Below are 11,358 nucleotides of genomic sequence, written 5' to 3' on the forward strand. Positions count from 1 at the left end.
AGATCATGCAACAAGACGCTCTTACCTTCGCCATCAATCCGAACGCCAACCCGATGCCGGAGGCGGACCGCCTCAAGGCCTTCGAGAACCTCGGCTTCGGCACGCTCTTTTCCGATCATATGGCGGTCATCCGCTGGAGTGCCGACAAGGGCTGGCATTCGGCAGAAGTGACCGCGCGGGCGCCGTTCCCGCTCGATCCGGCCGCGGCCGTGCTGCACTATGCCCAGGAAATCTTCGAGGGCATGAAGGCCTATCGCGCCGCCGACGGCCGCGCCGTGCTCTTCCGCCCGGAGGAGAACGCCCGCCGCTTCAACGAATCCGCCCGCCGCATGGCGATGCCCGAACTGCCCGAGGCGCTGTTCCTCGAAGCAGTCGAGCAGCTCGTCCGTGCCGACGCCAGGTGGATCCCGGCGGCCGAGGGCAGCAGCCTTTATCTGCGCCCGTTCATGTTCGCCTCGGAAGCCTTCCTCGGCGTGCGTCCTTCGAAGGAATACATCTTCTGCGTCATCGCCTCGCCGGTCGGCCCCTATTTCAAGGGTGGCGCCAAGCCGGTCAGTATCTGGGTGTCGGAGCATTATACCCGCGCCTCCGCCGGCGGCACGGGGGCGGCCAAGTGCGGCGGCAACTATGCCGGAAGCCTCGTCGCCCAGGCCGTGGCCCATGAGCATGGCTGCGACCAGGTGGTCTTCCTCGATGCCGCCGAGAACCGCTGGATCGAGGAACTGGGCGGCATGAACGTCTTCGTCGTGATGGCTGACGGGTCGCTCGTCACCCCGCCGCTCGGCGGCACGATCCTGCCCGGCATCACCCGCAAGTCGCTGATCGCGCTTGCGCGCGACCTCGGCTACACGGTGCGCGAGGAGCGCTACGCCTTCGAGGACTGGAAGGCGGACGTGGCGAGCGGCAAGGCGAAGGAAGCGTTTGCCTGCGGCACCGCGGCGGTCGTCGCCGCGATCGGCAAGGTCAAGTTCCCGGGCGGCGAGTTCGTCATCAATTCAGGCGAGACCGGCCCCGTGACGGCGAAGCTCCGCGATGCGCTCGTCGGCATCCAGCGCGGGCAGACCAACGACGCGCACGGCTGGCTGAAGGTGCTCGAAGGCGTCTGATTTCCGGCGCCGCGACCACGAAGGAATTCCAGAAAGGGCCTGCCCGTTGCGGACAGGCCCTTTTCAATAGGCCTTAGCTGCGCAGGATCTTCGCCATCGGCTTGCCCCTGGCGAGCTCGTCGACCAGCTTGTCGAGATAGCGGATGTCCCGCATGGTCGGGTCGTGGATGTCTTCCACGCGGACGCCGCAGACGACGCCGGTGATCGAGGAGCGGGCGGGATTCATCCGCGGCGCCGCAGCCAGGAAATCCTGAAAACTGGTATTTTTCGCCAGATGATCGGCGAGCGCCCCGGCGCTGTAGCCGGTCAGCCAGCCGATGATCTCATCGACCTCTGCTTTCGTTCGCCCCTTCCTTTCCGCCTTCGCGACGTAGAGGGGATAGACGCTCGCGAAGCTCGTCGAGTAGATGCGATGTGTCGTCATTCTTCCTCCCCGTTCCTTCACCCACCCTCTCGAAGATAGGCGGCGCAGGAACAGCGGCAAGTCCTGGGCTGACCACCGCGGGATATTCATTACCATTTCTCCATATTGATGCATATCAACTTCAGTATGTGTCGATGGACTACTGTAGCGGTCACCGCGATGGCAAACGAATGCCGGCGGCTCGCAACAAGTCACGCGTCGACAGATGTCGACAGGAGGTTGATCATGAAACGCATCTTGGCTTCGGCCCTCGCACTCGCCTTGACGTCAGCCTTTTTCGTCAGCGCTGAAGCACAGCCCATGCCCGGTCGCGGCATGGGCTGGGGCGGCGGCGGCATGATGATGAACAATCCCGGCCGGGGACGCTTCCCGATCATCGATACCGACGACAACGGCGTCATCAGCGCCGAGGAGGCCGCTTCCGCTGCCGAGGAGGTCTTCGCCGCCATGGACGCCGACGACAACGGCGAACTGACCATGGAAGAATACATGACCGTCCGGATGGGGCCGCAGGACGGCTGGAACAAGGCCCGCCAGGAAGCGCGCGAAAAGCAGAAGGCGGACCGCTTCGGCACGCTCGACGCCGACAAGAACGGGACCGTCAGCCAGGCCGAGTTCATCGCGGGCGCCAAGGCCCACTTCGCAGCGGCCGATGCCGACAAGGACGGTTCCGTGACTCCGTGGGAGTGGCGCAGCCAGCAGTGGAACTGAGGTTCGCCGTGGGCGGCACCATCCGCCACCCGTCACCCAAGGCCCGGTCGTCGCAGGACGGCCGGGCTTTTCTCGTCCGGTCTCAGCTCTTCCGTGAGAGGATACCGGTCGAGAGCGCCACGCCGATGCCGGTGACCAGTGCGGCGGCGATGTCGACCGGTCCGATCGCCTCTCCGAGAAGGAGTGCGCCGCCGAAGGCCGCCATCACCGGCACGAGCGCGGCGAAGGCCGCGGCAGGCGTGCTGCCGAGAATGCGCACCGCCGCGCCGTAGGCGACGGTGGCGGCAAGGCCGGAAAGCAGGCCCTGCGCCACCACCTGGATTCCGAGAGCTTCGAGCCCGATGCCGTTGAAATCGACACCGACGGTCAGCACAAGGCCGATGTGGATCAACAGGGACCAGACGGCGATCAGCGCGCTGCCTTCGAGCGCTCCGAGCCCCGAACGCCGGAAGGCGTGGGTGTAGACCGCCCAGAAGGTCGCGGCGACCGGCAGCAGCAGATAGCCCTGCCAGGCGATGTGCTGCGTCTCGAGCAGGCCTGCAAGAAGGAGCGCGATGCCGAGCAGGATGGCGCCGAGGCCGGCGAGCCTCAGCCGGTCCGGCCGTTCGCGGAAAAGGACGATGCCGATCAGCGCGGTTGCGAGCGGCATGGCGCCGACGAGCAGCACGCCGGCGGCCGAGGCCGGCGCGAAGCGCAGCGCGAAGGCGGCGAGATGGAAGAATGGCGCTCCCGAGCCGCAGACCATCAGGAAGAGCACGAACGGCGACACGCCACGGGGCATGAGCCCGGTCCGCAGCCAGACGGGTGCGAGCACGAGCGCCGGAACACCGAAACGGATCAGGCCGAGCTCCGTAGCGCCGATTGCGCCCTGCCGTCCGTGACGGGTGGCGATCACCCACACCGCCCAGATGACCACGGTGACGAGCGCTGCGGCGTATCCTGAAGCTTTCGACGGCACGGCTGCCTCCTGCAGGCTCGCATGGACCATGGCCTTCCCCCCTCGATTTTGGTAGCCGCTGATATACTAGGGGCTGAGGCGTGGCATGTCCTTGCCATTTGCGGCCACTTGCGACATAGGGCTTGGCATTTTCCGCCACGAAGACGGTAAAGGCTTAGCGAATATGCCAAACCTCGACGCATTTGATCTGCGCATCCTGTCGGTCCTGCAGGAGGACGCACGAGCGAGCAATGTCGACATCGCCGAACGGATCAATCTTTCCCCCACGCCGTGTCTGAGGCGCATCCGCAATCTCGAAAAGGACGGCGTTATCCGCGGCTATCGGGCGGAGGTCGATCGCGCCAAGGTCGGGCTCGGTCTGACGGTCTTCGTGGAGATCAAGATCGGCCAGCACAACCGTGCGAGTTCGGAGCGCCTGCAGGAGGCGCTGCTCGCCGTGCCCGAGGTCACCTCCTGCCACCTGATCTCGGGTGAGGCGGACTTCCTCGCCGAGGTGGTGGTCGCCGATCTCGCGGCTTATGAGACGCTGCTCACCGAGACCCTGCTCGATCTGCCGGGCGTGACCGACATCCGCTCGAACTTCGCAATCCGTTCGGTGAAGACGGGCGGCCCGCTGAAGCTTCCGCCGCCGCAGCCGTAAACGCGCATCCGCTGCGCGGGACCGACATTAAATCTCCGTTAACCATAAATTCCTTAAGTTGTTGCTCATACGAGCGCAACTTGGGGAATGGATCATGCCGATCTCTCGCCGCGGATTCCTGGCCGGCCTGCCGCTGCTGCTTGCCGGCTGCACGACCAATGCCGACTATGCCAATTACGGCCCGATCGCCGACGAACCCTACCCGATCAAGCGGATACCGCTCGAAAAGTTCAAGCCGGAGCTGCGCCGCCAGGAGGTCGCCTATGCGACCAGAGAGCCGGCCGGCACCATCGTCGTCGATACGCCGGCACGCCGCCTCTACTACGTGCTGGGCGAGGGCCGCGCGATCCGCTACGGCGTCGGCGTCGGACGCAACGGCTATGCGCTCGCCGGCCACGCCTATATCGGCCGCAAGGCGGAGTGGCCGGGCTGGACGCCGACCGGCAAGATGATCGCCCGCGATCCGCGCAACCGCCGCTATGCCGGCGGCGTTTCCGGCGGCCTGTCGAGCCCGCTCGGCGCCCGCGCGCTCTACCTCTACCGCGGCGGCGGCGACACCATGTTCCGCATCCACGGGACAACCCAGCCCTGGTCGATCGGGCAGGCGATGTCGAGCGGCTGCATCCGCATGATGAACCACGACGTCATCGATCTCTATAACCGCGTCAAGGTCGGCGCGCGGGTGCTCGTCCTGCAGGCCTGAGCTTTCTTTCGGCCTATTCCTCGAAGCGGCTCGTGGCGTCGCGATCCCGTTCGTATCGCTTTTCGAGCGGGAAGGGCGGCAGCCAGGACTCGCGCCGGATGGTCCAGAGCTCGTAGGTCGGCTTGAACTGGTCGGGTGCGTCGAGCGAGCCGAGGTTCACCTCGATCTCGTCGCCGCTGCGCCCGAAGACCGGCGAGCCGCAGCGCGGACAGAAGAACCGCCCGGCATAGTCGCGGGTCTCGCCTTCGATCCTCACCGCATCTTCGGGGAATATCGCCGAGGCGTGGAACAGCGCCCCGTGGTGCTTGCGGCAGTCGAGACAATGGCAGAGGCCGACCCTGTAGGGGCGTCCCGACGCCGCAAATCGGACGTTGCCGCAGAGGCAACCGCCGGTGACATGATCCATGCCCGCATCTCCTCTATTTCGGTTGAGCGAGTTATCTACAACGTCCGGTGCCGCCCCTGCAATTTGCCGCTGCGCCCAGGTCACTTTCCGCAGCCTGACGTGCCATTTCGCGGCCGGCCTCAAAAAGGCGCGAATCGGGGGCGGTAGTCTGAACAATCCAACCAAACCGGGAGGCAGGGCTTCGTGTTTCCATCGTACCACAAGGCGCCGGCAAGACTCGCCGTCGCCATGTCGCTCTTCGTCGGAACACCTTCGACACCGTTGGCGGAGTCGTTGATCGATCCCGAAGGGCCGTTCAGGATGGGCGAGGGTTATGCCGACCGCCCGGCGACCTGCGAGACCGTAAAGCGCTGGATCGTTCATGCGCCGGCAACCGACGATCGGATCACGCTGACGATCACCGGCCGGCTGGCGGCGGTACAATGGGACGGCACGCTTGCCTATCTGGTGATGTGTGAGGAGAAGGACGTGCAGGTGATGTGCGTCACCTACGGCAAGGAAGGGCGGCATGTCGGCGACACCGTCCTCTTTGCCGGCGGCTACGCCCGGTACGGCGCGCGGCGGATCATGCTCGATCCCTGTCTCGCATCGTCGGAGGAATGAAACGTTCGGAAACGGGGCTCTCGAGGAGCGGAGGCCATGCGGATCAAGGCCATCTTCAACCGCGACGGCGGGACCTTCAGGACCGCGGATATGGCGCAGGTCTGTGCGATGGCGACCGAGATCTTTTCGGTCCGGGGGCATGAGCTCGAGTGCTTCGTCGTGCGCGGGAGCGAGATTCTGCCGGTTCTCGCGGCGGCGGTGCGCGATGCCGACGCGCTGATTGCCGGCGGCGGCGACGGCACCATCTCGGCGGCCGCCGGGGTCGCCTGGAAGGCGGGTCTGCCGCTCGGCGTGGTGCCCGCCGGCACGATGAACCTCTTCGCGCGGTCGCTGCACATCCCGCTCGATCTTCGTGGCGCACTGGAGACCCTGGCGGCAAGCCCGGTCCGCGCCGTCGACATCGCCTCGGTCAACGGCCGGCCCTTCGTGCACCAGTTCTCCGCCGGCCTCCACGCTCGCATGGTCCGGATGCGCGACGCGAAGACCTATGCCTCGCGCCTCGGCAAGATCGCGGCGAGTGCACGGGCCGCACTCGGCGTCATGCTGAAGCCGCCGCGCTTCGAGGTCGTCTTCGACATCGACCACGACGGCCGTAGCGAGCGCCGCATCGTCTCGGCGATCTCGATCTCCAACAATCCCTTCGGAGATAGGCCGCTCTTCTTCGCCGACGAACTGACCGGCGGCAGGCTCGGCGTCTATCTCACCGACGCTCTCGAACCCTGGGGCGTGGCGAAGCTCGCATTCTACATCGTCCGCGGCCGCATGAAGGAGAATGCTGCCGTCACCGCAGCGACCGCCGAGACGATACGCCTGCATTTTCCGAGGCATCCGCGCGGGGCACGTTGTGTGGTGGACGGCGAGCTGGTGCGCATGCCGGATCGGCTGGAGGTGCGGATCCATCCGGGCGAACTCCTGGTGCTGGCGCCGGCAGCCGCGGCCGGCGCGTGAGACAAGAAGCGCCACATACGAAAAGAGCCGCCCCCGAAAGGCGGCTCCATATGTCTCGCACCCGACGTCGCGTCTGTCAGAACTTGAAGTTCACGCCGATCTTGCCGGTGTGGAAGCGCTGACTGATGTCCGAATCCTGTGTCGGGTAGACCGCGTACCGGGCGCTGCCGAAGTCGTAATACATGTATTCCGCCTTGACCGACCAGCGCGGCGAAATAGCATATTCGACACCGGCGCCGGCTACCCAGCCAGCCTCGGTGCGGCTATCGCTGCCGTTGTCGCCCGCTCCGTCGTCGGTGCTCATCTCGAAGCGGCCGAGGCCGAGACCGCCGGTGCCGTAGATCAGCAGGTTGTCGAAGCTGTAGCCGACGCGGCCGCGCACCGTGGAAAGCCACTTGGCATCGCTGGAGCAGGTATAGGTCGGGTTCGGGCAGGCGGTGTCGCCCTTGATGCCGGAGACGGATATATCCGCTTCGGCGCCGAAGACCCAGTTGCCGGACTGGAAGTTGTAGCCGGCCTGTACACCGCCGAAAGCGCCGTCGCCTTCGTGATCCGCCGTGGTTCCGATGCCGGTGAAGGTCCAGTCGACGACCGACTTGCCGCCGCCGGCATGTGCGCCGAGGTAGAAGCCGGACCAGTCGCTCGAGACGGGAGCTTCCAGAGACGCTGACATGTCCGCGGCAGCCGCCGGTGTCATCATGGCAGCAAACAGGAATGCCCAGGCAAAGTTCTTGCTCATCAAACGATTCCTCTCACCGAACGAATATAGCTATGTCTATATCGGGGAGCATAGTCGGACAATCCTCCTCCTTGCTATTCGCCGTCGAGATGCCGAAGCGCCACATTCTGCCGCGGGCGTTTGACGTCCGTCGGTTTTCTGCCGCGGCAAGCGTGATTGCCGGCTCAGATCCGCGGCAGATAGGTCTGGTAGTCGAAGCTCGAGACGGTCCGCAGATAAGTGATCGCTTCCTTGCGTTTGGTGTCGCCGTAGATCCGCTGGTATTCGGCGCCGAAGACGTCGGCGATGAAGGACGAGTTGCGGAACCGGTCGACCGCGGTCAGGAAATCATGGGTCAGCATGTCCGGGTTTTCCGGCGCGCTGTCGGGCGTGGTGACCGGGCCGGGATCGAGGTTTTCGTCGAGACCGAGCAGGATGCCGCCGAGGATCGCGGCGAGCAGGAGATGCGGGTTGGCGTCGGCGCCGGCGACGCGATGCTCGACGCGGGCGGCGGGACCGTCCTTGTCGGGAATGCGGATCGCCGTGCCGCGGTTGCCGAAACCCCAGTCGACCTTGTCGGGGGCGAACGAGCCCGGCTGGAAGCGGCGGTAGGAATTGGCAAACGGCGCGAAGATCAGCTGCGCGTCCTGCATGGTCTTCAACATGCCGGCGGTGATCGACTTGAGCTTGACCGGATCGCCGCCCTTGGCGTCGAGGATGTTGCGGCCGTCCTTGTCGATGATGCTCGCATGGACGTGCAGGCCGGAACCCGCCTGGTCGCCATAGGGCTTGGCCATGCAGGTGGCCTTGAGGCCGTGGCGGCGGGCGGCGAAATCGACGACGCGCTTCAGATAGATGCAGTCGTCGGCGGCGGCCATGGCATCCGCCTTGTGCAGGAGATTGACCTCGAACTGGCCGGGGCCGAACTCGGCGGTCGTCGCGTCGGCCGGCAGGCCCATATCGTCACAGTAGCGGCGCACCGTCGTGAGGAAGTCCTCCATCGCGGCGGTTGCCCGCATGTCGTAAAGCTGGAAACCCTCGACCTCGCCGTCCATCACCAGAGCCTTTGGTGGCATGGGCTTGCCGGTTTCGCGGAAGTCAGGCTCGACGACGTAGAATTCCAGTTCGGTCGCCATGACCGGCGTCAGGCCGCGTTCCTCGAAACGTTTCAGGACATTGGCGAGGATGGCGCGCGGGCAGATGAAATGCGGGTCGCCATCCAGCGTGTGCATTGTGGCGAGGACCTGCTTGGAGCCGGTAGGTCCCCAAGGCAGCGTGGTCAGCGATTTCCGGTCGGCGAAGAGGATGCCGTCCGGGTCGCCGAGCGTCAGCGAGATCCTGGTGATGTCGTCGTTGTCGTCACCCCAGATGTCGAGCGACTGGGTGGAGGCGGGCAGGCGGACGGTGTTCTTCCAGACCTTCTCCTCGGCGCCGAGCGGGATCATCTTGCCGCGCAGGTCGCCGTTCATGCCGACGAGCAGGACTTCGATGCGGGCGGAGGGATCGGCTGCGGGGTGGAGGGCGGCCTGGGAAACATTCGTCATGAAAAAGCTCTCGCCGGTTCGGCTGAAGGGATGATCGGGGGCGGGGAGGCTGGCAAATCGACGCCCTTGCCAAACGCATTCCGGAAGGTCATCTTCGTAGCCGATAACGTTCCGCCTTTCAATCAGGCAAGGCAGCGAGACGTATGCCGGGCAGGCCGCAGGGTCTGCCCGTATTCGGTCTTGCGGCCTGCAAACAGGATTGTCGCCATGAACAAGCCCATCGCCCATTCCAATCTCGGCGCCATCGACGCCGCCCACCATCTGCATCCCTTCTCCGACATGAAGAAGCTCAATGCGGACGGCACGCGCATCATCCACCGGGCGGAGGGCGTCAACATCTGGGACCAGAACGGCAAGAAGTATCTGGACGCCTTCGCCGGCCTCTGGTGCGTCAATGTCGGCTACGGCCGCAACGAGATCGCCGAAGCCGCCTATCGCCAGATGCAGGAGCTTCCCTATTACAATACGTTCTTCGGGACGACGACGCCGCCGACCACGCTGCTCGCCCAGAAGATCGCGAGCCATGCCGGGCCGACGCTCAACCGCGTCTTCTTCACCAATTCCGGGTCGGAAGCCTCCGATACCTGGTTCCGCATGGCGCGCGTCTACTGGAAGGTGCTCGGCCATGAAACCAAGACGCAGGTGATCGCGCGGAAGAACGCCTATCACGGCTCCACCGTCGCCGGCGCCTCGCTCGGCGGCATGCAGTGGATGCACGAGCAGGGCAACCTGCCGATCCCCGGCATCCATCACATCGGCCAGCCCTACTGGTATGCCGAGGGCGGCGATCTATCGCCCGAGGAGTTCGGCCTGAAGGTCGCGCGTGAACTGGAAGCGAAGATCGACGAACTCGGCGAGGAGAATGTCGCCGCCTTCGTCGCCGAGCCGATCCAGGGGGCGGGCGGCGTCATCGTCCCGCCGGAGACTTACTGGCCGGAGATTTCCCGCATCTGCAAGGCGCGCAACATCCTGCTCGTCTCCGACGAGGTGATCTGCGGCTTCGGGCGGCTCGGCTCCTGGTTCGGCCACCAGCACTACGGCTACGAGCCGGATCTGGCGCCGGTCGCCAAGGGGCTCTCCTCCGGCTACCTGCCGATCGGCGGGGTGATCGTCAGTGATCGCGTGGCCGACGTGATGATCGGCGAACTCGGTGATTTCTACCACGGCTACACCTATTCCGGTCATCCGGTCTGCGCCGCCGCGGCGCTCGAAAACATCCGCATCATCGAGGAGGAGGGGCTGGTCGAGCGGGTGCGCGACGACATCGGCCCCTATTTCACCGAGGCCTGGCGGAGCCTTGCCGACCACGAGATGGTGGGAGAGGCGGTGAATGTCGGGCTAATGGGTGCGGTGCAGATTGCCGCCGACAAGGCGACGCGCCGCCGCTTCGAGAAGCCGGACGACATCGGTACCCTGGTGCGCAACCAGTGCGTGGCGAACGGCGTGATCCTGCGGGCGACCGGCGACCGGATGCTCGCTTCGCCGCCGCTCGTTATCTCTCGTTCCGAAGTCGACCAGACGGTCGAGACGCTGCGCAACGCGCTGGACTGGCTGAAGGACAACCGTCCGGAATAAGGTTCGGGCATAGCCTCTTGCATGCGAAAGGCCGGTGCAAACCGGCCTTTCGTGTCTTCGCCTGTTTGGCCTTCACCGGGCGGCAGCCGGATGAGGGGCCGTCTCAGACCGCTCGCCACTCGAACGGGAGCGGCGCCTCGCGGAAGGCGAAGCGGTCGAGATGGCTCGCGACCACGCCCTTCATCCGTTCCAGCACTTCGTCGGAGACGGCCTCGATCACGACGGTCAGCCCGACCTCGTCTGCGCTCATCGTCGCGGTTGCTTCCGCAAAGCGCACCGTTCCGCTCTTCTCGCCGAGTTCGACATCGAGCTTGTGGCTCCAGTGCTTGCAGAGCTGCTGCAGGTATTTCCAGCCGTTCTCGGTCGGCACCGTAGCGACGGATCTTGCCATGGTCAGAGCCTTTCGATCTTGCCTGCGGCCTCGTCGAGGATGCGGGCGACCTCGAGTTGCGTCTCGCGCGTCGCGCCCTCCTGAGAGAGCCGATCCTGCAGGGCTGTGCGCAGGTTGTGCATGGCCCGGCGCACCGGAGCGGCGTCGGTACGTTCGGAGAGGCGGGCGATCGCCGTCAGCCGCGCCATGGCGACTTCGACCTCGTCTGCCCGTTCGGTAAGGTGCTGGCGGCCGGCCTCGGTGATGCCCATCAGCTTGCGCGGGCCTTCGCTCGCCTGTTCCTCGGAAAGACCCATGTCGAGCAGCAGGGTGAGCGTCGGATAGACGACGCCGGGGCTCGGCGCATAGGCGCCACCAGACAGCGTCTCGATCTCGCGGATCAGGTCGTAGCCGTGGCGCGGCTGTTCCTCGATAAGCTTCAGAAGCACGAGCCGCAGTTCGCCGGCGTCGAACATCCGCCGGCGTTCGCCGCGGCCGCGCGGGCCGCCCTCGGGGCGGCCGCCGAAGAAGCCGCCATGGCGCATGGCCTGGAAGAAGGGATGGCCGTGTTCCTCACGGCCGCAGTGGAAATGTCTCACGTTTCGGGTTCCTTCTATGTATTGAACTGTATCTAAGATATATCTTAAATCGA

Annotated in this window: 14 protein-coding genes; 7 read left to right on the top strand and 7 right to left on the bottom strand. The window is 65.4% G+C overall.

The features are described 5' to 3' along the window. Window positions 1-5 precede the first annotated feature (5 nt). Window positions 6-1,106, top strand: coding sequence for a branched-chain amino acid aminotransferase (locus tag DFR48_RS04015; protein WP_114362302.1), 1,101 nt, complete (start codon window positions 6-8; stop codon window positions 1,104-1,106). A 73-nt stretch (window positions 1,107-1,179) separates the two neighbouring features. Here the strand turns inward: DFR48_RS04015 and DFR48_RS04020 are convergent, their stop codons facing one another. Then, complete coding sequence (locus tag DFR48_RS04020; RefSeq protein ID WP_114361880.1) at window positions 1,180-1,530, bottom strand: DUF2200 domain-containing protein; 351 nt, start codon at window positions 1,528-1,530, stop codon at window positions 1,180-1,182. A gap of 225 nt (window positions 1,531-1,755) precedes the next feature. Between DFR48_RS04020 and DFR48_RS04025 the strand changes: the two genes are divergently transcribed. Continuing rightward, window positions 1,756-2,241: an EF-hand domain-containing protein gene (locus DFR48_RS04025; protein WP_170141796.1), complete on the top strand. Its 486-nt coding sequence runs from the start codon at window positions 1,756-1,758 to the stop codon at window positions 2,239-2,241. A gap of 82 nt (window positions 2,242-2,323) precedes the next feature. Here DFR48_RS04025 and DFR48_RS04030 read toward each other — a convergent pair whose 3' ends face one another. Next, window positions 2,324-3,229, bottom strand: a complete 906-nt coding sequence (locus DFR48_RS04030; RefSeq protein WP_114361882.1) for a DMT family transporter — start codon at window positions 3,227-3,229, stop codon at window positions 2,324-2,326. Between the two features lie 133 nt (window positions 3,230-3,362). Here DFR48_RS04030 and DFR48_RS04035 point away from each other — a divergent pair, with 133 nt between their 5' ends. Together DFR48_RS04035 and DFR48_RS04040 are read left to right on the top strand one after the other, a co-directional pair. Then, window positions 3,363-3,839, top strand: coding sequence for an Lrp/AsnC family transcriptional regulator (locus DFR48_RS04035; RefSeq protein ID WP_114361883.1), 477 nt, complete (start codon window positions 3,363-3,365; stop codon window positions 3,837-3,839). Between the two features lie 94 nt (window positions 3,840-3,933). Then, a complete protein-coding gene (locus DFR48_RS04040; RefSeq protein WP_114361884.1) occupies window positions 3,934-4,542 on the top strand; it encodes a L,D-transpeptidase in 609 nt (202 codons plus the stop codon). Between the two features lie 13 nt (window positions 4,543-4,555). Here the strand turns inward: DFR48_RS04040 and DFR48_RS04045 are convergent, their stop codons facing one another. Next, the gene (locus tag DFR48_RS04045; RefSeq protein WP_114361885.1) at window positions 4,556-4,948 is read right to left on the bottom strand and encodes a GFA family protein; all 393 of its coding nucleotides are present in this window, start codon (window positions 4,946-4,948) and stop codon (window positions 4,556-4,558) included. A 183-nt stretch (window positions 4,949-5,131) separates the two neighbouring features. Between DFR48_RS04045 and DFR48_RS04050 the strand changes: the two genes are divergently transcribed. After that, window positions 5,132-5,551 carry a hypothetical protein gene (locus tag DFR48_RS04050; RefSeq protein WP_245415523.1) on the top strand — a complete coding sequence of 140 codons (420 nt, stop codon included), beginning with the start codon at window positions 5,132-5,134 and terminating at the stop codon, window positions 5,549-5,551. A gap of 36 nt (window positions 5,552-5,587) precedes the next feature. Then, window positions 5,588-6,499 (top strand): diacylglycerol/lipid kinase family protein, encoded by a 912-nt coding sequence (locus tag DFR48_RS04055; protein ID WP_114361887.1) that lies wholly within the window; start codon window positions 5,588-5,590, stop codon window positions 6,497-6,499. Between the two features lie 76 nt (window positions 6,500-6,575). Here DFR48_RS04055 and DFR48_RS04060 read toward each other — a convergent pair whose 3' ends face one another. Together DFR48_RS04060 and DFR48_RS04065 are read right to left on the bottom strand one after the other, a co-directional pair. Beyond that, window positions 6,576-7,238: an outer membrane protein gene (locus tag DFR48_RS04060; protein ID WP_114361888.1), complete on the bottom strand. Its 663-nt coding sequence runs from the start codon at window positions 7,236-7,238 to the stop codon at window positions 6,576-6,578. 164 nt (window positions 7,239-7,402) lie between these two features. Then, complete coding sequence (locus DFR48_RS04065) at window positions 7,403-8,761, bottom strand: glutamine synthetase family protein (RefSeq protein ID WP_114361889.1); 1,359 nt, start codon at window positions 8,759-8,761, stop codon at window positions 7,403-7,405. A gap of 207 nt (window positions 8,762-8,968) precedes the next feature. Between DFR48_RS04065 and DFR48_RS04070 the strand changes: the two genes are divergently transcribed. Next, window positions 8,969-10,336 (top strand): aspartate aminotransferase family protein, encoded by a 1,368-nt coding sequence (locus DFR48_RS04070; RefSeq protein WP_114361890.1) that lies wholly within the window; start codon window positions 8,969-8,971, stop codon window positions 10,334-10,336. Between the two features lie 103 nt (window positions 10,337-10,439). Here the strand turns inward: DFR48_RS04070 and DFR48_RS04075 are convergent, their stop codons facing one another. Together DFR48_RS04075 and DFR48_RS04080 are read right to left on the bottom strand one after the other, a co-directional pair. Further along, window positions 10,440-10,727 (bottom strand): DUF2218 domain-containing protein, encoded by a 288-nt coding sequence (locus DFR48_RS04075; protein ID WP_114361891.1) that lies wholly within the window; start codon window positions 10,725-10,727, stop codon window positions 10,440-10,442. A gap of 2 nt (window positions 10,728-10,729) precedes the next feature. Beyond that, a complete protein-coding gene (locus DFR48_RS04080) occupies window positions 10,730-11,305 on the bottom strand; it encodes a PadR family transcriptional regulator (RefSeq protein WP_245415524.1) in 576 nt (191 codons plus the stop codon). Window positions 11,306-11,358: the final 53 nt, after the last annotated feature.

The sequence above is a fragment of the Ciceribacter lividus genome (assembly GCF_003337715.1).
In the GTDB taxonomy this organism is placed as follows: domain Bacteria; phylum Pseudomonadota; class Alphaproteobacteria; order Rhizobiales; family Rhizobiaceae; genus Allorhizobium; species Allorhizobium lividum.